The organism is Streptomyces sp. NPDC091289 (genome assembly GCF_044757365.1).
Taxonomy (GTDB): domain Bacteria; phylum Actinomycetota; class Actinomycetes; order Streptomycetales; family Streptomycetaceae; genus Streptomyces.
Window position 1 is genome coordinate 40831 of sequence record NZ_JBIVUT010000031.1, and the last position, 24105, is coordinate 64935.

General features: G+C 72.0%; 24 protein-coding genes. 13 read left to right on the forward strand and 11 right to left on the reverse strand.

Annotated elements, in window-relative coordinates:
• Window positions 1-336: 336 nt before the first annotated feature.
• The 3 genes from ACIQPT_RS32925 (at window position 337) to ACIQPT_RS32935 (ending at window position 3287) form a co-directional block, all read left to right on the forward strand.
• Window positions 337-1545 (forward strand): saccharopine dehydrogenase family protein, encoded by a 1209-nt coding sequence (locus ACIQPT_RS32925; RefSeq protein ID WP_401161320.1) that lies wholly within the window; start codon window positions 337-339, stop codon window positions 1543-1545.
• Window positions 1546-1687: 142 nt separating this feature from the next.
• On the forward strand, window positions 1688-2095 hold the full coding sequence (locus ACIQPT_RS32930; RefSeq protein WP_401161322.1) for a YciI family protein: 408 nt from the start codon (window positions 1688-1690) through the stop codon (window positions 2093-2095).
• Between the two features lie 7 nt (window positions 2096-2102).
• Window positions 2103-3287 (forward strand): RNA polymerase sigma factor, encoded by a 1185-nt coding sequence (locus ACIQPT_RS32935; protein ID WP_401161324.1) that lies wholly within the window; start codon window positions 2103-2105, stop codon window positions 3285-3287.
• 97 nt (window positions 3288-3384) lie between these two features.
• Here the strand turns inward: ACIQPT_RS32935 and ACIQPT_RS32940 are convergent, their stop codons facing one another.
• Together ACIQPT_RS32940 and ACIQPT_RS32945 are read right to left on the reverse strand one after the other, a co-directional pair.
• Window positions 3385-4125 carry a class I SAM-dependent methyltransferase gene (locus tag ACIQPT_RS32940; protein ID WP_401161326.1) on the reverse strand — a complete coding sequence of 247 codons (741 nt, stop codon included), beginning with the start codon at window positions 4123-4125 and terminating at the stop codon, window positions 3385-3387.
• A 255-nt stretch (window positions 4126-4380) separates the two neighbouring features.
• Complete coding sequence (locus tag ACIQPT_RS32945) at window positions 4381-5688, reverse strand: glycoside hydrolase family 6 protein (protein ID WP_401161430.1); 1308 nt, start codon at window positions 5686-5688, stop codon at window positions 4381-4383.
• Window positions 5689-6265: 577 nt separating this feature from the next.
• Between ACIQPT_RS32945 and ACIQPT_RS32950 the strand changes: the two genes are divergently transcribed.
• Window positions 6266-7405: a PQQ-dependent sugar dehydrogenase gene (locus ACIQPT_RS32950; RefSeq protein ID WP_401161328.1), complete on the forward strand. Its 1140-nt coding sequence runs from the start codon at window positions 6266-6268 to the stop codon at window positions 7403-7405.
• Between the two features lie 55 nt (window positions 7406-7460).
• Here the strand turns inward: ACIQPT_RS32950 and ACIQPT_RS32955 are convergent, their stop codons facing one another.
• Complete coding sequence (locus ACIQPT_RS32955) at window positions 7461-8057, reverse strand: helix-turn-helix domain-containing protein (protein WP_401161329.1); 597 nt, start codon at window positions 8055-8057, stop codon at window positions 7461-7463.
• A 91-nt stretch (window positions 8058-8148) separates the two neighbouring features.
• Here ACIQPT_RS32955 and ACIQPT_RS32960 point away from each other — a divergent pair, with 91 nt between their 5' ends.
• The 3 genes from ACIQPT_RS32960 (at window position 8149) to thpR (ending at window position 10968) form a co-directional block, all read left to right on the forward strand.
• The gene (locus ACIQPT_RS32960) at window positions 8149-9792 is read left to right on the forward strand and encodes an MFS transporter (RefSeq protein WP_401161331.1); all 1644 of its coding nucleotides are present in this window, start codon (window positions 8149-8151) and stop codon (window positions 9790-9792) included.
• Between the two features lie 67 nt (window positions 9793-9859).
• Window positions 9860-10249: a VOC family protein gene (locus ACIQPT_RS32965; protein WP_401161333.1), complete on the forward strand. Its 390-nt coding sequence runs from the start codon at window positions 9860-9862 to the stop codon at window positions 10247-10249.
• A gap of 89 nt (window positions 10250-10338) precedes the next feature.
• A complete protein-coding gene (thpR, locus tag ACIQPT_RS32970; RefSeq protein ID WP_401161334.1) occupies window positions 10339-10968 on the forward strand; it encodes an RNA 2',3'-cyclic phosphodiesterase in 630 nt (209 codons plus the stop codon).
• Window positions 10969-11007: 39 nt separating this feature from the next.
• Here thpR and ACIQPT_RS32975 read toward each other — a convergent pair whose 3' ends face one another.
• From ACIQPT_RS32975 to ACIQPT_RS32985, 3 genes are all read right to left on the reverse strand, one after another.
• A complete protein-coding gene (locus ACIQPT_RS32975; protein WP_401161335.1) occupies window positions 11008-11664 on the reverse strand; it encodes a maleylpyruvate isomerase N-terminal domain-containing protein in 657 nt (218 codons plus the stop codon).
• A gap of 51 nt (window positions 11665-11715) precedes the next feature.
• Window positions 11716-12342 carry a hypothetical protein gene (locus ACIQPT_RS32980; RefSeq protein WP_401161337.1) on the reverse strand — a complete coding sequence of 209 codons (627 nt, stop codon included), beginning with the start codon at window positions 12340-12342 and terminating at the stop codon, window positions 11716-11718.
• Window positions 12343-12443: 101 nt separating this feature from the next.
• A complete protein-coding gene (locus tag ACIQPT_RS32985; RefSeq protein WP_401161339.1) occupies window positions 12444-12932 on the reverse strand; it encodes a MarR family winged helix-turn-helix transcriptional regulator in 489 nt (162 codons plus the stop codon).
• A gap of 112 nt (window positions 12933-13044) precedes the next feature.
• Here ACIQPT_RS32985 and ACIQPT_RS32990 point away from each other — a divergent pair, with 112 nt between their 5' ends.
• Complete coding sequence (locus ACIQPT_RS32990; RefSeq protein WP_401161341.1) at window positions 13045-13455, forward strand: Ohr family peroxiredoxin; 411 nt, start codon at window positions 13045-13047, stop codon at window positions 13453-13455.
• Window positions 13456-13570: 115 nt separating this feature from the next.
• On the opposite strand, the gene ACIQPT_RS32995 is transcribed toward ACIQPT_RS32990, so the two are convergent.
• On the reverse strand, window positions 13571-15121 hold the full coding sequence (locus tag ACIQPT_RS32995; protein WP_401161343.1) for an alpha/beta fold hydrolase: 1551 nt from the start codon (window positions 15119-15121) through the stop codon (window positions 13571-13573).
• A 93-nt stretch (window positions 15122-15214) separates the two neighbouring features.
• On the opposite strand from ACIQPT_RS32995, the gene ACIQPT_RS33000 reads away from it, so the two are divergent.
• Window positions 15215-16300 (forward strand): MerR family transcriptional regulator, encoded by a 1086-nt coding sequence (locus ACIQPT_RS33000; RefSeq protein ID WP_401161432.1) that lies wholly within the window; start codon window positions 15215-15217, stop codon window positions 16298-16300.
• On the opposite strand, the gene ACIQPT_RS33005 is transcribed toward ACIQPT_RS33000, so the two are convergent.
• Window positions 16289-17200 carry a LysR family transcriptional regulator gene (locus ACIQPT_RS33005; RefSeq protein ID WP_401161345.1) on the reverse strand — a complete coding sequence of 304 codons (912 nt, stop codon included), beginning with the start codon at window positions 17198-17200 and terminating at the stop codon, window positions 16289-16291. The genes ACIQPT_RS33000 and ACIQPT_RS33005 overlap by 12 nt on opposite strands.
• A 293-nt stretch (window positions 17201-17493) precedes the next feature.
• On the opposite strand from ACIQPT_RS33005, the gene ACIQPT_RS33010 reads away from it, so the two are divergent.
• Window positions 17494-17988, forward strand: coding sequence for a hypothetical protein (locus ACIQPT_RS33010; protein WP_401161347.1), 495 nt, complete (start codon window positions 17494-17496; stop codon window positions 17986-17988).
• 68 nt (window positions 17989-18056) lie between these two features.
• Here the strand turns inward: ACIQPT_RS33010 and ACIQPT_RS33015 are convergent, their stop codons facing one another.
• On the reverse strand, window positions 18057-18827 hold the full coding sequence (locus tag ACIQPT_RS33015) for an SDR family NAD(P)-dependent oxidoreductase (RefSeq protein ID WP_401161349.1): 771 nt from the start codon (window positions 18825-18827) through the stop codon (window positions 18057-18059).
• A gap of 195 nt (window positions 18828-19022) precedes the next feature.
• Here ACIQPT_RS33015 and ACIQPT_RS33020 point away from each other — a divergent pair, with 195 nt between their 5' ends.
• Window positions 19023-19631: a TetR/AcrR family transcriptional regulator gene (locus ACIQPT_RS33020; protein ID WP_401161351.1), complete on the forward strand. Its 609-nt coding sequence runs from the start codon at window positions 19023-19025 to the stop codon at window positions 19629-19631.
• 75 nt (window positions 19632-19706) lie between these two features.
• On the opposite strand, the gene ACIQPT_RS33025 is transcribed toward ACIQPT_RS33020, so the two are convergent.
• Window positions 19707-20369 carry a TetR/AcrR family transcriptional regulator gene (locus tag ACIQPT_RS33025; protein WP_401161352.1) on the reverse strand — a complete coding sequence of 221 codons (663 nt, stop codon included), beginning with the start codon at window positions 20367-20369 and terminating at the stop codon, window positions 19707-19709.
• A 241-nt stretch (window positions 20370-20610) separates the two neighbouring features.
• Here ACIQPT_RS33025 and ACIQPT_RS33030 point away from each other — a divergent pair, with 241 nt between their 5' ends.
• Window positions 20611-22509, forward strand: coding sequence for an RICIN domain-containing protein (locus ACIQPT_RS33030; protein ID WP_401161354.1), 1899 nt, complete (start codon window positions 20611-20613; stop codon window positions 22507-22509).
• A 110-nt stretch (window positions 22510-22619) separates the two neighbouring features.
• Here ACIQPT_RS33030 and ACIQPT_RS33035 read toward each other — a convergent pair whose 3' ends face one another.
• Window positions 22620-23360, reverse strand: a complete 741-nt coding sequence (locus ACIQPT_RS33035) for an SDR family oxidoreductase (protein WP_401161356.1) — start codon at window positions 23358-23360, stop codon at window positions 22620-22622.
• Between the two features lie 153 nt (window positions 23361-23513).
• On the opposite strand from ACIQPT_RS33035, the gene ACIQPT_RS33040 reads away from it, so the two are divergent.
• Window positions 23514-23990, forward strand: a complete 477-nt coding sequence (locus ACIQPT_RS33040; RefSeq protein WP_401161434.1) for an RrF2 family transcriptional regulator — start codon at window positions 23514-23516, stop codon at window positions 23988-23990.
• Window positions 23991-24105: the final 115 nt, after the last annotated feature.

The following is a 24105-nucleotide window of genomic DNA, read 5'->3' on the forward strand; positions in this document are numbered from 1 at the left end:
CCCGGCGCTCCCCCTCCGCACCGGCGCGCGGAGCTGGAGAAGACGGTGCTCTCCCCGCCCGCAGCGCCCTTCCCGGTGCCGTAGGCCCTGTGCCCGTGTGGCGTCGGTCGTTGTCCCGTCGCCGGCGCCGTCCGGTGTCGTTTCCGCGCCGCCGCGGGCCTGCCGCACCCGGCCTTAGGCCAACAGCGTTGACGTTGCTCAAGTGCACGCCCCTCATGGACGAATCCAAGAGGCAGGCGCCGGTCCGCACGGCCCTGCACTCCGGCAGGGCCCCACTCTCCGACACGGCTCGGCTCTCCCGCACGGCCCCGCTCCCTGACGAAAGGCACATCCACCATGCGCGTACTGCTCGTCGGCGCAGGTGGCGTGGGCACGGCGATCACCAGGATCGCCGCCCGCCGCTCATTCCTGGACCACATGATCGTCACCGACTACGACCTGTCCCGGGCCGAGGCCGCGGTGGCCGCGCTCGGCGGGGAGAAGGCCCGGTTCACCGCGCTGCGCGTCGACGCCTCGGACCGGGCGGCGGTCACCGCCCTCCTCGCCGAGCACCGGTGCGACATCCTCGTGAACGCCACAGACCCCCGGTTCGTGATGCCGTTGTTCGAAGCGGCCCTGGCCGCCGGCGTCGACTATCTGGACATGGCCATGTCCCTCTCCTCCCCGCATCCGGAGCGCCCGTACGAGGAGTGCGGGGTCAAGCTCGGCGACGCGCAGTTCGAGCGCGCCGCCGCGTGGGAGAAGGCCGGCCGGCTCGCGCTCGTCGGCGTTGGCGTCGAGCCGGGGCTCTCCGATGTCTTCGCCCGGTACGCCGCGGACGAGCTGTTCGACACGATCGAGGAGATCGGCGTCCGGGACGGCGCGAATCTGGACGTCGACGGCTATGACTTCGCCCCGTCGTTCTCGATCTGGACGACGATCGAGGAGTGTCTGAACCCGCCGGTGGTCTGGGAGAAGGACCGGGGCTGGTTCACAACGGCCCCGTTCAGCGAGCCGGAGGTCTTCGACTTCCCCGAGGGCATCGGCCCGGTCGCCTGCGTCAATGTCGAGCACGAGGAGGTTCTGCTGATCCCGCGCTGGGTGGAGTCCCGCCGGGTCACCTTCAAGTACGGGCTGGGTGACGAGTTCATCGAGACCCTCAGGACACTCCACAAGCTCGGTCTCGACCGCACGGACAAGGTGACCGTGCCCGGCGGCGACGTGTCGCCGCGCGATGTGGTCGCGGCCTGTCTGCCCGACCCCGCCTCCCTCGGTGAGCTGATGCACGGGAAGACGTGTGCCGGCACCTGGGTGAAGGGAACGAAGGACGGCGCGCCCCGCGAGGTGTACCTCTACCACGTGGTCGACAACCAGTGGTCGATGCGTGAGTACGGCTCCCAGGCCGTGGTCTGGCAGACGGCCGTCAACCCGGTGATCGCCCTGGAGCTCGTGGCGAACGGTGCCTGGAGCGGCGCGGGCGTGCTCGGCGCCGAGGCGCTGGACCCGCGCCCGTTCCTCGATCTGCTCGTCGCGTACGGGTCCCCGTGGGGCCTGCGCGAGCAGTGACGGCGGGCTCACCGAAGGCTCACCGAAGGCCCACCGAAAAAAGTGGCGGAGATTTCGGGCGACGATGTCGAGAATCCGTATCCGGCTCCGTCCCCGTAGTGAAAGCGGCCGCAAGGGGCCGCACAGCACCGAGGAGCACATCATGGCCAAGTACCTTCTGCTCAAGCACTACCGCGGCGCCCCGGCCCCGGTCAACGATGTCCCGATGGACCGGTGGACGCCCGAGGAGATCTCGGCGCACATGCAGTACATGCAGGACTTCGCGGACCGGCTGGAGAAGACCGGGGAGTACGTCGACGGTCAGGCGCTCGCTCCCGAGGGCGCTTGGGTGCGGTACGACGGCGAGGGCCGTCCGCCGGTCACCGACGGGCCGTTCGCCGAGACGAAGGACCTCATCGCCGGCTGGATGATCATCGATGTCGACGGTTACGACCGCGCCGTCGAGCTGGCCGGGGAGCTGTCGGCCGCTCCGGGGGCGGGCGGGAAGCCGATCCACGAGTGGCTGGAGGTCCGCCCGTTCCTGTCCGCCTCACCCACGATCACGGAGTGACACCACGATGAACGAGGCCCTCCTGCGGAGCCTCACGCCGAGCGTCCTGGGAATCCTCGTCCGCCGCGGAGCCGACTTCGCGGCGGCCGAGGACGCCGTGCAGGACGCCCTGGTCGAGGCGGTCCGTGTATGGCCGGACGATCATTCCTCAAGCTCTCGGCTTCACTCGGGCAACGGAGACCCCGTCCGCGACCCGAAGGGCTGGCTGGTCGCCGTGGCCTGGCGGCGGTTCCTCGACGCCACCCGGGCCGACACGGCCCGGCGGCGGCGGGAGGACCTCGTCGACGAGGAGCCCCCGCCCGGTCCCGCGCCCGCGGTGGACGACACGCTTCAGCTCTATTTCCTGTGTGCCCACCCGTCGTTGACGCCGTCGTCCGCCGTCGCGCTCACCCTGCGCGCCGTCGGCGGACTCACGACCCGTCAGATCGCCCGGGCGTATCTGGTGCCCGAGGCGACCATGGCGCAGCGCATCAGCCGGGCGAAGCGCACCGTATCCGGTGTGAGGTTCGATCAGCCCGGCGATGTCGCCACCGTGCTGCGCGTCCTGTATCTCGTCTTCAACGAGGGCTATTCCGGTGATGTCGACCTCGCCGCCGAGGCGATCCGGCTCACCCGGCAGCTCGCGGCCGCGATCGACCATCCGGAGGTCGCGGGTCTGCTCGCCCTCATGCTGCTCCACCACGCCCGCCGCGCGACCCGGACCGCGCCCGACGGGAGCCTGGTGCCTCTCGCGGAGCAGGACCGGGACCGCTGGGACACCGGAATGATCGCGGAGGGCGTCGGGATCCTGCAGGCGGCCCTCGCCCGCGACCGGCTGGGCGAGTTCCAGGCCCAGGCCGCCATCGCTGCACTCCACGCGGACGCACGGGCTGCCGAGGAGACCGACTGGGTGCAGATCGTCGAGTGGTACGACGAGCTCGTGGGTCTGACGGACAGCCCGGTCGTCCGGCTCAACCGGGCGGTGGCCGTCGGCGAGGCCGACGGCCCGCGCGCCGGGCTGGCCGAACTTGCCGCGCTGAGCGACTCGTTGCCCCGGCACACGGCCGTGGCCGCGTATCTCCACGAGCGCGACGGCGACCTGGCGACGGCGGCACGGCTGTACGCGGAGGCCGCCCACAAGGCCCCCACGCTCGCCGAGCGCGACCATCTGACGCGCCGGGCCGCCCGGCTCAACGCCGACCGGCCGCGGTAAGCCGGGCCGGGGTCACGGCTCCGGTGCCCGGTCCGGCGTACGGCTCAGGCACCAAGCACCGGGCACCAGGCACCAGGCACCAGGCCCGGTGTACGGCTCAAGCGCGGCAGCGCAGCATCTCCAGCGGTGGGTTGGCGAGGAGGTCCGCCCAGAACTCCTCGCCGAACCGGCGCAGGCCGGCCTCGGACACCTCCAGGGGGACCCAGGCCAGGTCGCTGAATCCGGCCGCGCGCAGGCACTTCTCGTAGACCTCGCGGCGCGGGCAGGTGGTGACGAAGCTGATCGGCGGGTCGAGCAGCGCCGTGATCCGGACGCGCGGTCCGGTCTCGGCCTCCTCGCCGGTCCGCTCGGAGAGGAAGCCGTACGGGCTCGGGGACGGGCCGTCGAAGCGGAAGTCGGGTGACTGGGCGAGCACGAAGAACTCCCCGCCGGGGGTCAGATTCCGGTGCACATTGCGGCACATCCGCTCCATGGCGGCGATGTCTTCCGCGTAGTTGAGCAGTTGGACGGCCAGGGCGACGTCGAAGCTCCGCTCGAGGGGCGGAAGTTCGGAGACGTCGCCGACCTCGTAGTTCACGCCCAGCGGGTCGCGTCGTTCCAACTCCTTGGCTGCGGCGACCATTTCAGCGGAGATGTCGACGCCGAGCACGTCCGTGGCGCCGCGCCTCCTCAATTCCCTGCTGTAGAAGCCGGTGCCGGATGCCAGGTCAAGCACCGACCTGCCGCGTACGTCCCCGACCATGGCCAGGAAGCTCGGCACCTCCGCGTGGTGCGCCAGCGGCAGCGCCTTGAACCCCTCGAAGGCCTCACCGATCTCGTCGTACTGCTGCGTACTCAACGTTCTCCCCTCCCGTTGTTCCGTCCTGCCCTCGGCTTCGGGCCGCTCCGCCCAGGTCTTCGCGCGGCTCCGGCGGACAGTCTCGCGCGCCCCCGGCGGACCTCCGTACTGGCAGAAGCCACAAGATCGTGGGCTTCCTCCCGGCGTCACGTACGGGTCGGCGGACTCCCGCACCGCACCCGACGGGCCGTTCCCGTCGGGTGCGGTGCGGCGCGGTGCGGGGCCGGGCTCGGCGCCCGGGAGCCCTCCTGGTGGCTAGTCGCTACTGCCGCCGTCGAGCGGCGGGTTGGCGTTGCGGAGCAGCTCCTGGAACTGTCCGGAGAACCAGTGCCCGGCCACCGGGGAGTCGGGCAGGGCGCCCGTGAGGTTGAAGCCGTTGCGGCCGTTACCGGTGTACGTCGGGTCGCACATCCGGTCGAAGCCCTTGCCCTCGTCGTTGTCGACGGGTTCGCTGCTGCCGTCGGACTCGCCCGGCGGCTTGGCCCAGACGTAGGCGTCGATGCCCGGCTCGGGTGCGACCGTGGGGCGTTCACCGATGCCCGCGCCGCTCTGGTTGCACCAGTTGCCCGCGTGGATGCGGCGATCGGTGCGACTGCCGTCGACATAGGCGTCGACGTCGGTCAGCGGTCCGGGTCCGGCGGGCCGGGAGGGGCCGCCCCAGCCGTTGCGGGCGGTGTCGATGAGCATGCCGAGGTCGGCGGCGAAGCCCTGGCGGACCAGTTCCGTGCGCAGGCCCTGGGCGAACGAGAGCTCGTCCACGGAGAAGTTCCAGTCCACCCAGCTCGACTGGCGCACCGTGGTGCCGTTCACGGAGTCGGTCACCGCGAAGTGGGGCTCCTGGAGTGCCGAGTAGTTGGCCGTGTTCACGATGAAGCCGTGCACGTCGGAGACGGTGGCGCCCTCCATCGTCGCGGCCTTCTTGAACTGCTCCGCCGCGGGAACGAAGTTGGAGTCCCAGCCGAGCCAGCCGTGGTGGGCCGCGTCGACGTAGTTGTAGACGTTGGGCAGGGCGCCGAGCGTGTGGAGGGCGTACCCGATGCCCTTCTCGTAGTTGCCGTTGGCCTTCATCGTGACGCACTCGGGCGTCGAGCCGGCCGTGCCTCCGGCGTTGGTGACGAGGTTGGGCAGCGAGTCGGGTTCGATGAGCGTGACGATGCGCAGACTCGCGTAGGCGGGGTCGCCGAGGATGTCGGTGATGGGGTCGATGTAGTCGTTCTTGTAGCGGTCGAGTTCGGTGGGGCCGAGTTCGCCGTTGGAGGCGAGTGCGGCGCAGTCCCGGCCGGGCAGGTTGTAGATGACGACCTGGAAGAGGTCGGCTCCCTGGCCGACGGCCGTGTCGAGGTGCGCGCGTAAGCCTCGCGCGCCGGGTGTGCCGTCGATCGCGGCGATGCGGTCCATCCAGACGAACGAGGGCTCGTCGGCGATGACGCCGCCGCCGGGTTCCGCGGCGGCCTTGGCGGACCAGTCGGGGTTCACGTACGCGGTGGCGCCCGCATAGGGGTTGTCGACGCGGTCCGCGGCCGACGCCTGTCCGGGGGCGGCGACCGCGAGCGATGCGCCCATGATCAGGGCGGAGAGTGCGGCGGCCGTTCGTATGCGCGGTGCGTGCGGGGTGGTGCCTCTGATTCCTCTGATCTCGCTGATTCTCATTGCGGCTCCGTGCTCCTCTCGTACGTCCGTCGCGGGTGTCGACGGACGGGTTCAGGGGTCCGTGACGCTCGGGAGGCAGGGGTGCGGGTGGGGGGAAGCGGGAGGGAAAAGCAGGTGCGTGGGAGCGCTCCCAAACTGACGCGGCATCCGATGACTGTCAAGCGTTCCAGCGCAATCACCTTGCGCAGGAGGGAAGTTGGAAGCGATTGGAGCGCTCCCACTGCGGGGCGGAAACATCACGGGGATGCGTCAAGGGCCGCGTTCGCGTCGCCTATTGGCCGACTACCGACTTGCGGGGAAGCGCGGGAACTCCGTGGAAGAAGATGCCGTAACGCTGGTCTAGGCCAGGCCGTGTCCGTCCCCCTATCCTCACCTGTAGCCGGTGACACACCCTTCCCCCACCCAGGTTGCCTGCCGGCTCGTGCCCCCCACTCAATTCCGCTCGAGCAGCCGGGTGACCTCCCCCCTTCGCCGCCTCCAGGAGGCCACGGTGAAATTTCGCACCAGAAGCTCGGCGATCATCGGCACGCTCTGCCTCGTCACGTCGTTGGCGCTGGCCACGGCGTCGGCCGACGAGCCCGCCGCCGCCCCGGTCCAGCCGGTGAACGCCTCCCTGACCGAAGTGGCCAGGGCCCAGGGGCCGTCCGCCGGTGCGGCCGGGCCCGATGACACCCTGTGGATAGCCGAACGCGCGGGCACCGTACGGGTCCTGGACGGTTCGGGTCTCGGCGAGCCGGTCCTCGACATATCCGACGAGACCACCACCGACGGCGAACGCGGCTTGCTGGGCGTCGCGTTCGACAAGACGTTCGCGCACTTCTACATCTCGTTCACCGACCTCGAAGGCACCAGCACGGTGGACGAGTTCGCCGTGGAGGGTGGTCAACTCCAGCCGGACACACGGCGCACGGTCCTCACCCAGACACAGCCGTACGCGAACCACAACGGCGGGGACATCAAGTTCGGCCCCGACGGCTACCTGTACATCGCCTTCGGCGACGGCGGCTCGGGCGGCGACCCGCACGGCAACGGGCAGAAGCTGGACACCCTGCTCGGCAAGCTGCTGCGGATCGACCCGAGCGGCGGTGAGCCGTACGCGATCCCGGCGGACAACCCGTTCGTGGACGACGCGGACGCGAAGGACGAGATCTGGGCGTACGGGCTGCGCAATCCGTGGCGGTTCTCCTTCGACACGGGCACGGGCGACCTGCTGATCGGCGACGTCGGCCAGAGCGACTGGGAGGAGATCGACTGGGCCCCGGCGGACAGCGAGGGCGGCGAGAACTACGGCTGGTCCTCCATGGAGGGTACGCATCCCTTCCGGGGCGGCACGGAGCCCGCGAACCACGTCCCGCCGGTGCACGAGTACGACCGTACGGGCCTCGGCTGCTCGGTGACCGGCGGATTCGTCTACCGCGGCGAGGCGCTCCCGGACCTTCAGGGGAGCTATGTGTTCAGCGACTACTGCGACGGCACCCTGCGTACGCTCCAGCTGGCGGACGGCGAGGTGACCGGCGTGGGTGACCTCGGGGTCAGCGGCGGCGAGGTCATCTCGTTCGTGGAGGGCGGTGACGGCGAGCTGTACGTGCTCGGCAGTAACGGCACCGTCTCCCGCGTCGACCCCGCGTGAGCCGCTGAGCCGCGCGGGAGGCCGGCCGCACGGACCGGTGGCGGGGCCCCGTCGATCATGACGATCGGCGGGGCTCCGCCTTTTCCGCGCCTTCGCCGCGCTGGTGGCCGCGGCGGGCGTCCCGGTCGAAGATGCCCAGCAGTTCGCACGGCCCGCCTTCGGCGCCGATGGCGTGCGGGAGCATCGTGGGGAACTCCGCCGCCTGGTTCGTCTCGATCCGCAGGCGGCGGTTGCCCAGGAGCAGGATCGCGGTGCCGGAGAGGACGACGAGCCACTCACGGCCCGGATGGGCGCGCAGCCGCGCGGGGTTGGCGGGCGGCGGTTCGGTCATGCGCTGGCGGATGACGGTCATGCCGGGTTCCGCCTTGATGGGCCACCGCATCTGGCCGTGGGCCCCGTCGATCATCGGGTTCGAGACGATGTCGTCGGACGCGGTCTCGACCAGCTGGTCGAGGGAGGTGTCCAGGGCGCGGGCGAGGGTGACGAGCTGGTCCAGGGCCAGGCGGCGCCGGCCGTTCTCGATGCGGCTGAGCGTGGACTGGCTGACCTTCGCGCGGGTGGCCAGCTCTTCCAGGGACCAGCCCTGGGCCACGCGCAGGGCGCGGATGCGTTTGCGTACCAGGCTGTCCAGCTCGCCATCTTCTTGCGTCATAGGCATGATCGTATGCTATGGAGGCAAGTCGCGCTTAGCGTCGTCCGTGCTCGGCCCCGGAATGAAGAGGGCTCGCACGGAAGAGGAATCCATGAGTACGAACCAGTCCGGTCCGGTGCGCGTCGATCCGGACGACGTCCCGGGCGAGTCCGGCGACGGCGTGCCCGACTCGCGTCGGCGCCGCACGATCCTGATCACGGTGTGCCTCGCGCTGATGGCCGTGATCGCCTCGGTCTCGGGGCTCAACGTCGCCCAGCCCGACCTGGCCGTCGCCTTCGGCGCCTCGCAGAGCACGGTCCTGTGGATCATCAACATCTACACGCTCGGCCTGGCCGCCCTGCTGCTGCCGCTCGGCGCGATCGGCGACCGGCTCGGCCGCAAGCCGGTGCTGCTGACCGGTCTGACCGTCTTCGGCCTGGCCGGTGCGGTGGCGGGTCTCGCCCCGTCGGCCGAGGTCATGCTCGGCGCACGGCTACTGAGCGGGGTGGGCGCGGCGATGATCATGCCGATCACCCTTGCCGTGATCACCACGACCTTCCCCGAGAAGGAGCGGGGCCGGGCGATCGGCGTGTGGACCGGGGTCGCCGGGGGCGGCGGCGTGCTGGGCATGTTCCTCTCCGCCGCGCTGGTCGACGTGGCGAACTGGCGGTGGCTGTTCGTCCTGCCGCTGGTACTCGGCGCGGTCGCTCTGGTCATGACGCTGCGATACGTTCCCGATTCCCGCGAGTCGTCCGGGCACGGGTTCGATGGCGGCGGGGCGCTGACCTCCGTGGTGGCCGTGGTCGGACTCATCTTCGTGCTTCAGGAGGGGCCGGAGCGCGGCTGGACCGCACCGGTGACGCTGCTCGGCCTGGCCGTCGGGGTGATCGCCGCCGTCGGCTTCGTAGCTTGGGAGCTGCGCCGCGGGGATGCCGCGCTCCTGGATGTACGTCTGTTCGGCGAGCGCGGACTGGCCGGGGGCTCGGTGACTCTTCTGGTGGTCTTCGGGGTTCAGGCGGGCATCTTCGTGGTCCTTTTCCCGTTCTTCCAGGCCGTCCTCGGCTGGTCGGGGCTGCTGTCCACGCTGGCCCTCATGCCCATGGCGGTCCTGATGATGGCGGCCTCGGGTCTCGCGCCCCTGCTGGCCGGGCGGATCGGCGCCCGCGCCACCATGGCCTCGGGGATCCTGCTGGCCGGCGCGGGGCTCGCGCTCATGGCCGGGATCGTCTCCGTGGACGGCGGCTATGTGTCCGTGCTTCCCGGCATGCTGGCGATGGGCCTCGGGATGGGCCTGGCGATGACGCCGTCCACCGAAGCCATCACCGGTGCACTCCCCCGCGAGCGCCAGGGGGTCGCGTCCGCGCTGAACGACGTGACCCGGGAGTTCGGCACCGCGCTCGGCGTCGCCCTCCTCGGTGCGCTGCTGTCCTCCGGCTATCGCGACGCCATCGGCTCCCGGCTCGCCGGCGTCCCCGAGGGCCCGGCCGGCGTCGCGCGCGAAGGCGTCGCCAACGCCGTCGAGGCGGCGAACGGCGCCGGCCCCTATGCGCAGGAGCTGATCCGGGCCGCGCGGCAGTCGTTCGTCGACGGCTGGCAGAACGCCATGTGGGCGGGGGTCGCCGTCATGGCCGCGCTGTTCCTCTACGTTCTGGTGCGGGGGCCGCTGCGTCCCGCCCGCGCGGAGGGGAGCGCTGCGCCGGCTGCCGGCCCGGACGCGGCGGAAGCCCCGGAACGGGCCGACGCGACCGTTTCCTGAGCTCGGGCGGGGCGGGCGGGCGGCTGAACCTCGCGTGGGGCGGGCGCGCCTGGGAGAATCGGTCAGCATGGTGGACACACGGGTGCGGATCAACGCCCTGATCGTCGATGCCGCGGACCCGGAGCGGCTTGCCGCGTTCTGGTCCGAGCTGCTCGGCAGGCCGATCGTGGGCCGCACGGGACCCTATGTATGGCTGCGGCGCGAGCACGGTACGGGGCTGGGATTCCAGCGGACCGACGAGCCCCGGCGGGGCAAGAACCGGATGCACTTCGATGTCGCGGCGCCCGATCCGGCCGCCGAGCGGCAGCGGGTCGAGGCGCTCGGCGGACATCGGCTGGAGGGGTACGACGACGGTGGCTTCCTGGTGATGGGAGACCCCGAGGGCAACGAGTTCTGCATCATCCCCGAGGGCCCCTTCGAGCTCGACGACGAGGGGCGGACGGACTACCTCGGCTGACGCACGGTCCGCTACGGCGTCGGCCCACCCGGGTCCGTCGTCGGCCCCGCGTTGCGACGGGGGCGCGCCCGGCACGTACGGTACGGCAGGTGAACGAACCGCTCGAAGCCGTGACCGGCACCTCTGCGGACGGACCCGTCCGGGCCACGACGACCCGCGTGTTCCTGGCGCTCGCCCCGCCCGACGAAGCGAAGGAAGAGCTGGCTCGGGTGCTGCGGCCGGCCTACGCGGCGTACCCCCGCATGCGGTGGAACCGTATCGAGGACTGGCACATCACCCTGGCGTTCCTCGGCGAGCTGCCGGTCACCACCGTGCCGCCCCTGATGCCTCCGCTCGCCCGGCTCGCGGCACGGCAACAGCCCCTGCGGCTGGCGCTGCACGGCGGCGGGCACTTCGACGAGCGGGTGTGGTGGACCGGGGTGACGGGGGACCTCGAAGGGCTGCACCGGCTCGCCACCGACGTACGCGCCCTGGTCAGGGAGTGCGGTGTGCCCTTCCCCGACCGGCCGCTCCGGCCCCATCTGACCCTGGCCCGGTCCCGCCGGGGCGACCATGCGGCCACGGTGGAAGCGGCCGCCGGGCTGGCCGGGTTCGCCGGCCGGAGCTGGGACGCGGGCCGCCTCCACCTCGTCGGCAGCAACATCGGCCGTGGCCCGGGGCCGATCCACTACCGCGACATCGCGTCCTGGGCTTTCCTGTCCGGGGCGGACGGGGCGTGAACACCTCGGTCCCCCACGGCGGTCGCGGCAGTCGCGGCGCTAGCCGAGGACGAACGGGAGAGCTGATGCCTGTCCGCCCAGTTCGCGCGTCTCGGCTTCGGTCGGGGCCCGCCGCCCGGTGCCGACCAGCAGCACGTCCTCGTCGGAGAATGACGCGGGGAACGCCGCCCCGCTGATCCTCTCGATCGACTCCCGTAACCGGGCAAGCCCTTCCGGGGGCGGTCCCGCCGCGTCCGGGAGGTGCATGACCAGGTCGAGGTGGTGCAGCGTCCACTCCAGTACGTACGCGGAGAGGTAGTCGCCCGCGGTGAGGACCTCGCCGCGGGTGCTGACCCGGAGAGCGGGATCGGCGAGCCGGGCGGCCCGGCCCGCGGCGGAGCCGACGTCGTCGAGGTGGAACTTCAGCAGCCCCGGGTCCTCGTAGGCGGCGGCCAGCCGCATGGTCAGGGCGTCGAGCGGGTCGTCGCCCGTGGGTGGCGTACCGGAGACGGTCCAGTAGGTCACCGCGTCACGGGTCGGCTCCGTTTCGGCGGGTGTCACCAGGGTGATCAGGACGTCCTGTGCGTCGATGATCAGGTGGCACACCAGGTCCCGTACGAGCCAGCCGGTACAGCCGGACGGCCGGCCGAAGTCCTCGTCGGGAAGTCCGGCGACAGCCGTACGCAGTGCGGTCCATGAGCGTGCGAAGAGATCCACGCCTGCGACGGTAGTGCGCCGCCGGAATGCCGGCCAAGCCGCACGTCCCGGTCACTCGGTCTCGTCGCGCGCGGGCCGGGCGTGCGTCAACAGGAACTCGGTCGCCCGTGCGATGGCTTCGGCGGACGTGCCGTGGACGGCCTCCGACTCGTCCTCCCGCAGGTCCGCGCCCGTGGCGGTGTACCACCAGGCGTCGGCGCCCGGGTCGTGGTGGATGACGGCGTCGCCGCCCGCGTAATGGAGCGGGATGGACTCGCTGGCGGACTTCTTGGGCACGGCGTGGGGCCACTTGAGGCGGGCCGACTGGCGCTTGATGCCGCCCCAGGCCGCGCCGAGCTGCGCGTAGCTGGCTCCGCCGCGCCCGGCGACGGTGGCCGCGCTCTCGGCCAGCCGGTCGACGGACCGTTTGGCCTCGTAGAGCGACCGCAACATCGCCAGCTGCACATCGGGCGCGGCCATGAGCGCGGCGTCGAAGGGCTTGCCGGCGGTGCGGTAGGCGAGGGCGCGCGTCGAGATCCGTTCGGCCAGCGCCCGGACCGCGTCGAGCATCTGATCGTCCATGGCGAACATGTCGTCGTCGCCGGGCTCGCTCCAGGCGGGGTCGACCGGGGTCAGGACCGTGGCCCAGAAGTTCTCGTCGCTCTGATCAGGGGTCGGAATCGCCTTCACATCGTCCATGCGACAAATTTAGCTGCCACTTGAGTGATGGGCAATTGTTTATGTCGCCACCGCCTTGCGACAGGATTGACTGTCATCAGGTTCGGGGGCGACGCCCCCGGTCAGTAGGCGTCGACAGCTTCCCCCAGGGCGGCGGTGAGGCGGCTCAGGACTTCCTGCAGCCCGAGGACCTCGTCCAGGGACAGGCCGGTCGCGGCCATCACGCCACGAGGGACGGACAGTGCGCGCTCGCGCAGCCGCGCACCCTCGTCGGTCAGGTCGATCAGGACGGAGCGTTCGTCCTCGCGGCTGCGCTCGCGCCGGACCAGTCCGGCGCTCTCCAGCCGCTTCAGCAACGGCGAGAGGGTCCCGGAGTCCAGATGGAGACGCCCCCCGATGACCTTGACCGGCTGCGGGCCGTGCTCCCACAGGACCAGCATGACCAGGTACTGCGAGTAGGTGAGACCGAGATCCTTCAGCGCCTGCCGGTAGAAGCCGCCGAACGCCCGCGACGCGGCGTGCAGCGAGAAGCAGACCTGATGGTCCAGCCGCAGCAGTTCCGCTTCGGGGATGTCGGGGAGTTCGGGCGTGGCGCTCGGAGCAGTGGTCATGGAACCAGCGTACCGCCGACCACCCTATTGAGTTGCGCACAACTCAGTTGTGTGCAATCTTTATGCGAGTGGCCGCGACCATCCCGGTCGGGGCTCCAGAGGAGGGTCATCCATGGACGCGTTGTACACCGCCGCCGCCACCGCCAACGGGCGCGAGGGCCGTGCCGTGAGCTCGGACGGTCAGATCGACCTGCCGCTCGCCATGCCCCCGGCGCTCGGCGGCAACGGCAAGGGCACCAACCCGGAGCAGCTCTTCGCCGCCGGCTACGCGGCCTGTTTCGCCAGCGCGATGGCCGCGGTCGGTCGGGAGATGAAGGTCGACACCAAGGACGCCTCCGTGACCGCCGAGGTCTCCATCGGCAAGGAGGGCGACGGCTTCGGGCTCGCGGTGGTCATGCGGGTGGAGCTGCCGGACTCCCTCGCGGGCGAGGCCGGGCGGAAGCTGGTCGAGGCCACCCACGCCTACTGCCCGTACTCCAAGGCCACGCGGGGCAACATCGACGTCGAGCTGGTCATCGAGTAGTCGCTCCCTTCCGTCTCGCGCCCGGCCGAAGCGTGCCGTTGTCGCGACGGGGGCTGGCCGAGAACCCCCTTCGGCCGGCCCCCGTTCATCGCGAGGTCACTCCTTCATCGCGAGGTCACTCCTTCAAGTGAGCCAGCACCGCGCCCACCGCGCGGTGCACGGCCTCGCGCGATTCGTCGGTCGGGTCGAGCGTCTCGAAGCCGTGGCGGCCGTCCGGTACGTCGATGACCTCGACGTTCGCTCCGCAGCGGGCGGCCTCGGTCAGGAACTCCTCGACGGTCGCGGCGATCTCCGCGCTCTCGCGCCCCGCCCGGACCAGCACGACGGGCAGCCGCCCCGCGCGGGAGACCGCCCGGACCGGGTGGAAGCGGGCGTCGGCCAGTCCCCAGCTCGGCAGCGGCGAGAGGATCGGATAGTTCGCCGCCACACAGCGCAGCCAGGCCGGGGGCTCCGTCAGCCAGTCCGCCGCGAGCGGGCCCCCGCCCGAGAAGAACCACAGGGCGACCCGGTCCGCGTCCACCCGCGGATCGGCGCGCACCCGCTCCACCGCATCGACCACGTCCGCGGCGGCCACCTCGTAGTCGGTCACGGCGTGCAGGCGGTGGTCGAGCGTCACGCCCACCGCTCCCTGCCCGGCGACGAGGCGCGCGTATCCCGTCAGGGTCGGCCAGTCCCGGGGCGTGGGCAGCGCCTCGACGGGCACCGGACCGCCGTGCACGAACACCACGGCCGGGTGCGGCCCCGGGCCGTCCGGCACATACAGGTCGGTGTTCCCCGTCCGTTCGCGGGGCCGTTCGGGTACGTCGAGGAGGAACGGCCGCAGATGGGCCGGCGGGTGCGCGGCGTCGGCCGAGGTCAGCCTGTGGCCCCCACCGGACGCGGCCTCGGCCAGGGTCGCGGCCAGCTCGACGGGGCAGGACAGCATCGGCCAGTGCCCCGTGGGCAGCTCGAAGAAGGCCACCTGCGCGTCGGCCAGGGCCCGGAGTGCGGGATCGCCGACGTCCACCATGATCTGCAGCATCTCGATGCCCGGCCCGTTGCCGGTGCACAGCACCCCGGTCACGGGCACCGCGGCCACGGCGCCGGTGAGCCGCAGCGGCTGGAGCAGTGTGCCCAGTGGCTGCGGCGCCGCGAGGGCGGTGAGCCCGTCGAGCGCCGCCTCGGAGAGGCCCGCGGTGCTCCCCCAGCGGGACCAGGCGTCCCGGGCCGGGGGCGGCAGCTCACCGCCGGTGGCCGGCTCCCCGCTCCCGGCGGCGCGCTCCGCGATCTCCGCGCGCAAGCGCTGGTCGGGTACGGCGGCCAGGGCGGGCACGCCGTCCCTCGGCATCCCGGCGTCCAGGTGAACGATCCGGGCGACCGCCCCGGCCCGCCGGTCGGCCGCGCCGAGCACCGGGTGGATGCCGTAGTCGTGACCCACGAGCACGATCTTCCGGCCCGGCTCCGCGGCCACCGCCGAGTCGATCGCGTCGAGCACATCGGCGATATGCGTCTCCATGTCGACAGTCCCGCCGGGACCACCGGGATCACCGGGGCCGCCGGGGCGTCCGCCGAGTCCGGTGAGCGCCGCGATGCGCACCTCGGCGCCGTCCGCCGTCAGCCGCGCGGCGGTGTCCCGCCACACGTGCGGGCCGGTGAACGCCCCTGCCACCAGGATGAATACGGTCATGGTCACTCCTTGTCACGGCGTCTCCCGCGCTCCGGCCCGATCCCCCGGCAGCGCCCGCCGGTACCGTAGGAACTCCCCCTGGTGGAGGTTCAAGTGTTCTCGTCGTACGACGGCTTGTGCACCATCGGTGAACTGGCCGAGCACGCGGGCGTCAGTGTCAAGACCGTCCGCTTCTATTCGGACCGCGGACTGCTGCCGGAGGCGTCCCGCAGCGCGGGCGGGCACCGGAGGTACGCCCCGGACGCCGTGGACCGGCTGGCCATGATCCGTTCCCTGCGCGGCCTCGACCTGCCGGTTCCCGAAGTGCGCCGCATCCTCGACGAGCAGGACGGGCGCGACGGGGCCGGGGCGGAAGGTTCGGGCGGCGCGGGCGGCGCGCTGGAGGATGCCGTGGCCGGCCGGCTGCGCGCTGTGGGGTCCGAGCTCGCGGCGCTGCGCTGGCGGGAGGCCGCGCTCAGGCTGGTACAGGAGTGCCCGCCGGCCGAACGGCCCGGCCGGCTGCGGCTGGTCGGGGCGGTCGCCGCCCCGCCGAGCACCGCCTCACTGGCCCGTTTCTGGCGTGCGTGGCTGCCGGCCCGGATGCCCGCCCGTTCCGTCTCCGCGTTCCTGGAGGCGGCGGTGCCGCACCCGCCCGACGACCCCCGGCCGGCGCAGGTCCTCGCCTTCGCCCGGCTGCACGCCTTCGTGACCCGTCCGTGCGGCGGCGGCGAGGGCGGTGGCTCCTGCCAGCCCCGGGCGCACGGCGTCGCGGGGGCCCGTGCGTCGGCCGTGCTGTACGCGGGTCTCGCCGAGGCGTACGACCTGGCGGGCGGGGAACAGCGCCGTGGTGCGGCGCCTGCCGCCGGTGAGGCGCTGGACGGGTTCGTGGACGCGTACGCGAGCACGTACGGGGCCCACGACACGCCTGCCTTCCGGCGCCTGCTGGCGGGCCGGCTCGCGACCGATCCGCGCATCGACCGGTACTGGGACCTGACGGCCGAGGTGATCAGCGCTCCCGGCGGCCGTCCCGAGCCGACGCCGGGGTCCGCGCACGACTGGCTTCTGACAGCGTTGGACGCCGAGTTGGAGGAGGTGGGGGCCGACCACGGCGACACGCCGGGCGGGTCCACCGGTGCGGGGCGGGATTCCGCCGCCCCCTCCCCCGTACCGGGCGGGGGACGGGCGGTCTCACCCCGGTGAGCGCGGCCCTTCGCGCTCCGTGACCGCCGTGTGCAGGAACTCCCGCAGGGTCAGGGCCGCCGGGAGCGGCGTATCGGGCAGTGCCACGTGCACGGTCCGGCGCAGGGTGGGGTCGGTCAGGGGGCGCAGGACGAGTTCGCCGGGGACCGCCGGCGCCGCCAGCGAGGGGACCAGGGCCACGCCGAGCCCGGCGGCCGCGTAGCCGAACTTCCCCGCCCACCCGGCGATCCGCATGATCCGTCCCGGGGTGAAGCCCGCGCGTGCGCAGGCGTCGGCGAGCATCGTGGGGCGGTCGCCGTACGCGCTCTGGATCCAGGTCTCGTCGCGGAGTTCGTACAGGTCGACGGCTTCGGCCCCGGCCAGGCGGTGTCGGCGCGGGAGGGCGACGAGCAGTTCGTCCTCGCACAGCACGGTCGTCGTGATCCCGTCGGCCGAGGGCAGACCGTACGGGTAGTCGCTCACGACCGCGAGGTCCAGCGTTCCGTCCGCCAGTTGCCGCATGAGCGTGCCGGTCGGGCTCTCGACGGCCGCCGCATCGATACCCGGCCGGGCGTCCTTGAGGGCTCTCAGCGCGGCCGGCAGGAGTGCGATGTTGGCGGTGGCGAACGCGCCCGTGCGGAGCGGCCCGCCGTCTCCGGCGTGCAGCACGCTCAGGTCCCGCTCGGCCCGGGCCAGGCGGTCGAGCACGTCCACGGCGTGCCGGTGCAGCACCTGCCCCGCGGGGGTGAGCCGTACGCCTCGCGGGAGGCGTACGAACAGCGGCCCGCCCGCCCGGTGTTCCAGCGCGGCGATCCGCCGGGAGACCGCGGACTGCGTGTAGTTGAGCAGGGCCGCCGCCCGTGTGAACGATCCGGTCCCGGCCACGGTGACGAGCAACCGGAGCGATTCGTTCTCCCACATGTCTTCCCCTCCCCTGCTCTTCGTTCTTCTCTCCGCTGCTCTGCTCTGCTCTGCTCTTCGCTGCGGTCTGCCGCCGTGCTTGTCGCCGCCCGGACATCCGCATCTTCGCCGATCGCATTCCTGCCACGCATGGGTTCCATGCGATTCAGTCGCTGGTGTCATGTCGTGGGCAGCCATAGCGTCGTTCACGCGGCGGCGCCGGAGGGAAGGGCGCGCAGCCGTCCGGGCCCGCCGCTCGCTCACCCCGAGGACGCGCGGGGCCGGTGGCCCCGATACCGAGAAGGCGGTTCAGCGTGCGACAGACCCGGAGCGGACCGGAGTTGGGGCAGCGGATCGGCACGTACCACGCCGTCGGGGTCATGGGCGCGCTCGCCCAGGCCGCGCTGCGGACCATCACGCTGCTGGTGGTCGCCCTGATCGTCGCGCTGGTGTGGATCAGGCCGGACTCCGCGCTGCTCAAAGGCATCGTGGCCGCGGCCGTGGTACTCGTGCTGTTCGGCCTGCGGCTGGTGTGGCGGACCGTCGTGGCCCGGCTCGGCGGCAACCAATGCCGGCTGCACAGGGGCGGCGTCGCCGTCACCGGCCCGTTCGGCGGGGTGCGGGACGCGGTGGTGTGGCGGGAGGTGACCGGTCTGCGCAGGACGAGCGGCGCGTCCGTCCTCATGGCCTTCCACCGCGTCGAGCTCGAACGGCGGGGTCGCCCGGCCCTCACCTTCACGGCGCTGGGCCTCGAACCCGCCGTGATCGCGGCCCTGTTGCGGCTGGCCGCACGCAACGGCCTGGAGTAGCGGACCCGGCCCGGCCGCGGTGGCGGACACCGGGCCGGGCCGTCGGGATCGAGGAGAAGGCAGCGTGCTCAGGCGGCGATGACCGCGGCGCCGACGCGCCCCCCGTCGACGTCCACCACCGTGCCGTGCACAAAGGCGGCCTCGTCGCTCGCCAGCCAGACGGCGGCGTGGGCGATGGCCCCGGGTGCCCCGATGTCGCCCGCCGGGGTGCCCTTCATCATGACCTGGCCGGGGTGGGCCCCGCTGTCCCTGACGGCGGGCGCGGCGATCACGCCCGGGGAGACGGCGTTGACCCGTACGCCCCGGGGGCCGAACTCGGCGGCCCAGGCGCGGGTGAGGGTCTCCATCGCGCCCTTGGTGGAGCTGTAGAGGGTGCCGACCGGGATGCCGAGGCGGGCGACCCACGAGCCGAGGTTGATCACGGCCCCGCCGCCCGCCCGCACCATGGCCGGGGCGACGGCCGCGGTCAGGAAGAACGGCGCCTTGACGTTCACCGCGTACACGCGGTCGAAGGTCTCCTCGTCCGTGTCGGTGGTCGTGGAGCCCGGGAAGACACCGGCGTTGTTGACCAGGACGTCGATGCGGCCGCCCAGCACCCGGGTGGCCTCCTCGGCGAGCCGGCCGGAGACCGCGGCGGTGCCGTCGAGGTCCGCCGCCACGAAGTCCGCGCGTCCGCCGGCCGCGCGGATCGACCCGACGACCGCGAGCCCCCGTTCATGGCTGCGGCCCGAGACGACCACGTGGGCTCCTTCGGCGGCGAAGGCTTCGGCGATGGCCTGCCCGATGTTGCTCGTCGAGCCCGTGACGAGCGCCGTCTTTCCCTGAAGTCGTCCGCTCATGGTGCGTCTCCTCATCTCGTGCGTACTCCCGCGTCCGGGGGCCTCGCCCGACCGGCTCCGCGGGGCGGTCCGGCGATCCGGACCACGCGACCGACTGTGCTCCGATGAAAATGGACCGGCAAGTCCAGTCCGGGCCGCCGCCGCGGCCGGCGCCCCGGTAGGCTGGACCCGTCGGTCCAGTCGAGGAGGATGCCGATGTCACGGGCTTCGACCGCGAAGGGGCGCGCCACCCGGGCCCGCATCGTCGAGGGCGCCGCGGAGGTGCTGCGCGAGCAGGGCGTCGCCTTCACCACGCTGGACGACATCCGGGACCGCACCGGCACCAGCAAGAGCCAGCTCTTCCACTACTTCCCCGGCGGCAAGGACGAACTTCTCCTGGCTGTGGCGGAGTTCGAGGCCGGCCGGGTGCTGGCGGACCAGCAGCCGCATCTGGACTGCCTGGATTCCTGGGAGTCCTGGTACCGCTGGCGCGACGCGGTGGTCGAGCGGTACGAGCTGCAGAACGACCAGTGCCCGCTGGGATCCCTGTTCCTCCAGGTGGGCCGTACGGAGCCGGGTGCGCGGGCCATCGTCGCCGAGCTGATGCGTCAGTGGCAGGAGCGCATCGCGGACGGTATCCGCACCCTGCGCGACCGCGAGCTGGTCCCGGCGTCCGTGGACGTCGACCGGAACGCCGCGGCGCTGCTGGCCGGGATCCAGGGCGGTGTTTCGATCATGATGTCCACCGGCAGCTCGGCCCACCTCAAGGCCGCGCTCGACACCGGGATCGACCGACTCCGCTCCACGCCGGCCGACGCCCACTGAGCGCCCCGGTCCGCCTGCCCGGAAAGGCGCTCTCCGGCCCCTCCTGCACAGGCTACGGGCCCGGAGCTCCCCCGGTCAGCCTGCCGTGTGCGGGCCGAAGCGTCCGGGGGCGAGGGTCGCCAGCAGCGAGGTGACCACGAGGTCGGTCGAGGCGGCCATGTCCACGGAGTCCGGCGACAGGAGCCACTGGACCTGGAGGCCGTCCATGACCGCGATGATGGCGTTGGCCGCGTTGTCGGTCAGGTCCGCCCGGTCGGCGGGCAGTTCGCAGGCCTCGCGCAGGGCGTCGGCGACGAAGGCGCGCAGCCCGTGGTAGCGGTCGCGGAAGTAGTCCTGGGCGGGGTGGTCGTCGGTGACGGATTCCGCCGAGAGCACCGCGTACAGCCGGACGATGCCCTCGCGTTCGGCGTTGAGCAACGCGGTGTTCACCAGGTGGCGCAGGAATTCCAGGCCGTGGGGACGGTCGGGGCCGAGGTGCTCGATGTCCTTCTGGTCGCGCAGTTCGAGGACGCTGGTGAGGAGCAGGGCCTTGGAGCGGAAGTAGTGCAGGACCCCTGCCTGGGTGAGGCCGACCCGGTCCGCGATCTCGGCGAGCGAGGCGTTGTTGTAGCCACGGGCGGCGAAGGCGTCCATGGCGATGGCCAGGATGTCCTGCTGTCGCTGCCGTGCTTCCGGGCTGCGCGGCGTGCGGGGCCTGGCCGGAGTGCGTGCCGCTCTGCCCACTGACTGGTTGCTCACCGGTTCAGCTTAAGCCTGCCGGGGGCCCGGCGAAGATCTTCCGGGCAGCGGGGACGACAGCAGGGAGGACAGCGGGGAAGAACACTGGAGCAGACTACTTACTAACCACTTAGTGGGTGTGCTTTCATGCCGTTGTCCCGCCCTCTTGTGACCGGCACGCCCGGAGCGAGGCGTCCGCCGCGCCCTCCGCCGGCCGGGGTGCCACCTGTCAGCAGGTACGAACCCAAGGAGAGCCGCAACCATGCCAAGCTCCACTCCCCCGCGTTTCAGAGCGCGCGCGGCAGGCGCCGCGCTCGTCATGGCCGTCGCCGCACTCGGCGTCCACGGCGCCGTCGGAACCGCGCAGGCGGCCGACCCCGCCGCACAGGTGTGGGTCACCACTCCCGACGGCGCCAAGAAGCTCACCCCGGAGGGGGACGTCCCCTTCGACGGGACCCCGCAGTCGGTAGACATCCGTATCGACGCCGACGACACGGGCCAGAGGTTCACCGGCGCGGGGGCCTCGGTGACGGGCGCCTCCGCCCATCTCCTCCAGAGCCTTCCGCAGGCGCAGCGCACCACGGTGCTGAAGTCGCTCTTCTCCACGGAGGGCGACGGCATCGGGCTCAACTACCTGCGCCAGCCGCTGGGAAGCACCGACTTCGACGCGGACACGGACGCGTACACGTACGAGGACACCCGGGGCGCCTTCTCCATCGACCGGGACCGGAGCCGGATCCTCCCGGTCCTGAAGCAGGCCACCGCCATCAATCCCGCCATCCGTTTCATGGGCTCCCCCTGGTCGCCCCCGGCCTGGATGAAGACCAACGACTCCCTCAACGGCGGCAGTCTCCGCACCGAGCATTACCAGACGTACGCCGACTACCTGGTCAAGGCGATCAAGGCGTACGAGCAGGAGGGCATCACCCTCACCGACCTCACGGCGCAGAACGAGCCGGAGTTCGCGACGAGTTACCCGTCCATGAGCATGACCTCGGCCCAGCAGGCGGACTTCCTGCGGGTGCTGGACCAGGCGCTCACCGCGGCGGGCCTGCCGACCAGCATCCTGGCCTACGACCACAACTGGGACCACCCGAACTACCCGCTCGACGTCTTCGCGCGGACGGGCGGCATCCAGCGGATCATCGGAGCCGCGTTCCACTGCTACGGCGGTGCGCCCGCGGCGCAGAAGCAGATCGCCGACGCCGGGAAGCGGGTCTTCTTCACGGAGTGCTCCGGCACCGACAGCGAGAACCCGGCGACGACGTTCGGCGACACGCTGAGGTGGCACGCCGAGAACCTCGTCGTGCAGAACATGCGCAACGGCGGTGAGACGGTCATCAACTGGAACCTCGCCCTCGATCAGAACGGCGGCCCCCAACAGGGGCACTGCACCAACCGCTGCAACGGCATCGTCGAGATCAACGGCGGCCAGGTGACCCGCAACGCCGAGTTCTACGTCCTGGGCCATGTCTCCAAGTTCGTCCGGGCGGGCGCGGTCCGGATCGGTTCCACCAGCCAGGGCGCGGGAGGGGTGCAGAACGTCGCCTTCCAGAACAGCGACGGCAGCCGCGCGGCCGTCGTCGTCAACACGGCTTCCGGAGCGCAGCGGTTCTCCCTGACGGACAACGGCAGGTCGCTCGCGTACACCCTGCCCGCCGGGGCCGTCGCCACCTTCACGTGGGACGGGAACGGCGGAACGACGGATCCGCCCGCGGGCTCCATCGACCCCGCCGCGTGGTACCAGGTGCGGAACGCCAACAGCGGGGCCTGCCTCGACGCGGCCGACTGGGGTACGGAGAACGGCACCGCGCTGCAGCAGTGGACGTGCGGGGCCGGGGCCAACCAGGGCTGGCAGTTCAGGCCGACCGACGGCGGCCACTACCAGGTGGTGAACCGGCACAACGCGAAGGCCTGGGACGTCGACGGCGGTCCCGGGGCGACCGCGGACGGCACCAGGGTGCACCTGTGGTCGTACGAGGGCGGCGTCAACCAGCAGTGGCGGCCGGAGGCCCTGGCCGGCGGCGGGCAGTACCGCTTCGTCGCCCGCCACAGCGGAAAGTGCCTCGCCGTCGACGGCTCCTCGACGGCCGATGGGGCCGGGCTCTCGCAGCAGCCCTGCTCCGGATCCTCCGCCCAGGCGTTCGCCCTGTCCGGCTGAGGCTCCGGGCGTGCCCGGCCGCAGCGGCTCTCCGGACGTGGGGAGCCGCTGCGGTGCGCGCGCCCGGCGGCTCCCATGTCCGGGGAGGGGGAGCCGCCGGGCGGCGCGGGTCAGGCGTTCCGCGCCAGCCAGTCGGCGTAGCGGGTGGGGGCGATACGGGCGCCGTTCTTCGGGGTGAGGACGTCGCCGTTGACGGCGGCGAACATCCCGGCGGTGTCGTCGGTGGTCACCGAGCGGCTGTCGCCCTTGGCGCGGAGTGTGACGGCGCCCAGTTCGTCCAGCGGGTAGGCGTCGGGCCCGGCGAGGTCGACGGTGCCCCGGAGCGGCTCGCCGACCGCGACCTCGGCGACGGTGGCGGCGACGTCCGCGGCGGCGACCGGCTGGATCCGGGTGCGCGGGAGGCGGACGGTGTCCTCGTCGGCGGTCCAGGAGAGGACGGCGTCCATGAACTCCATGAACTGCGTGGCGCGAACGATGGAGTAGGGCACGGGGCCGGCCTTGAGGATCTCCTCCTGGAGCGTCTTGGCCCGGTAGTAGTCCAGCTCCGGCACCTGGTCGACCCCGACGATCGACAGGACGACGAAGTGGCCGACGTCCGCCTTGCCGGCGGCGGCGACGAGGTGGTCCATCGAGGTCCGGAAGAACGCCGGCGAGGCGTCGTCGAACGTCGGTGAGTTGGTCAGGTTGACGACCACGTCCGCGCCGGCGAGGGCGGCCTCCAGGCCTTCGCCGGTGATCACGTCCACGCCGGTGGACTGGGAGTGGGGTACCGCGCGGTGACCGGCCGCGTCGAGATCCCGCACCACCTGGGATCCGATCAGTCCGGTTCCGCCGATGACGGCAATGTGCATGGCCTTGCCCTTCCTCGATGACGCGTCCCGTCCGGCTTCCGGGGGCTTCGCCGCCACCCGCACACCGAACGCGGACATCTCTTGTCCGAGATTCTACTCGGACATTCACTGTCCGGGTATCCGGGGGCCGTGGATTAGAGTGAAGAAGTGAAAATGTCTGGTGGCGTCGAGTGGGCACTGCACTGCTGCGTCGTGCTGACCTCGACGGAAGAACCCGCGCCGGCCGCGCGCCTGGCGGAGCTGCACGACGTCTCGCCCAGCTATCTCGCCAAGCAGTTGCAGGCCCTGTCGCGGGCCGGACTCGTCCAGTCGGTCCAGGGCAAGGCGGGCGGTTACGTCCTCACCCGCTCCCCCGCGCTCATCACCGTTCTCGACGTCGTCGAGGCGGTCGACGGCCCGGGGCCCGCGTTCGTCTGCACCGAGATCCGGCAGCGCGGCCCGATGGCCACTCCCCCGGAGGCCTGCACCGCACCCTGTGCCATCAGCCGCGCCATGGGCCGGGCCGAGGCCGCCTGGCGCGAGGCCCTCCGCTCGATCACCGTCGCCGACCTCGCCGCCGACGTCACCTCCGACTACGGGCCCGGCGCGCTGGGCAGGATCAGCACCTGGTTGAACCCCGCCGGCGCCTAGTGCTCCAGTGCGGTTTCGTGATCACGTGCGGGTCGACTGCGCCCAGACCTGCAGGAAGCCGGTTGAGTCGAGCCGCAGTTGTAGGCGGCTCGGTGAGCACACATATGGATGGTCG

Bases quoted from the DNA above. Each gene is read 5' to 3' on its own strand.
- ACIQPT_RS32990 (WP_401161341.1), top strand. From the start codon at position 13,045: ATGGACGCGTTGTACACCGCCGCCGCCACCGCCAACGGGCGCGAGGGC.
- ACIQPT_RS33015 (WP_401161349.1), bottom strand. From the start codon at position 18,827: ATGAGCGGACGACTTCAGGGAAAGACGGCGCTCGTCACGGGCTCGACG.
- ACIQPT_RS32935 (WP_401161324.1), top strand. From the start codon at position 2,103: ATGAACGAGGCCCTCCTGCGGAGCCTCACGCCGAGCGTCCTGGGAATC.
- ACIQPT_RS32985 (WP_401161339.1), bottom strand. From the start codon at position 12,932: ATGACCACTGCTCCGAGCGCCACGCCCGAACTCCCCGACATCCCCGAA.
- ACIQPT_RS32925 (WP_401161320.1), top strand. From the start codon at position 337: ATGCGCGTACTGCTCGTCGGCGCAGGTGGCGTGGGCACGGCGATCACC.
- ACIQPT_RS33005 (WP_401161345.1), bottom strand. From the start codon at position 17,200: ATGTGGGAGAACGAATCGCTCCGGTTGCTCGTCACCGTGGCCGGGACC.
- ACIQPT_RS32995 (WP_401161343.1), bottom strand. From the start codon at position 15,121: ATGACCGTATTCATCCTGGTGGCAGGGGCGTTCACCGGCCCGCACGTG.
- ACIQPT_RS32930 (WP_401161322.1), top strand. From the start codon at position 1,688: ATGGCCAAGTACCTTCTGCTCAAGCACTACCGCGGCGCCCCGGCCCCG.
- ACIQPT_RS32955 (WP_401161329.1), bottom strand. From the start codon at position 8,057: ATGACGCAAGAAGATGGCGAGCTGGACAGCCTGGTACGCAAACGCATC.
- ACIQPT_RS33035 (WP_401161356.1), bottom strand. From the start codon at position 23,360: ATGCACATTGCCGTCATCGGCGGAACCGGACTGATCGGATCCCAGGTG.
- ACIQPT_RS32965 (WP_401161333.1), top strand. From the start codon at position 9,860: ATGGTGGACACACGGGTGCGGATCAACGCCCTGATCGTCGATGCCGCG.
- ACIQPT_RS33040 (WP_401161434.1), top strand. From the start codon at position 23,514: ATGTCTGGTGGCGTCGAGTGGGCACTGCACTGCTGCGTCGTGCTGACC.
- ACIQPT_RS32980 (WP_401161337.1), bottom strand. From the start codon at position 12,342: ATGGACGATGTGAAGGCGATTCCGACCCCTGATCAGAGCGACGAGAAC.
- ACIQPT_RS33020 (WP_401161351.1), top strand. From the start codon at position 19,023: ATGTCACGGGCTTCGACCGCGAAGGGGCGCGCCACCCGGGCCCGCATC.
- ACIQPT_RS33030 (WP_401161354.1), top strand. From the start codon at position 20,611: ATGCCAAGCTCCACTCCCCCGCGTTTCAGAGCGCGCGCGGCAGGCGCC.
- ACIQPT_RS32960 (WP_401161331.1), top strand. From the start codon at position 8,149: ATGAGTACGAACCAGTCCGGTCCGGTGCGCGTCGATCCGGACGACGTC.
- ACIQPT_RS32945 (WP_401161430.1), bottom strand. From the start codon at position 5,688: ATGGGCGCATCGCTCGCGGTCGCCGCCCCCGGACAGGCGTCGGCCGCG.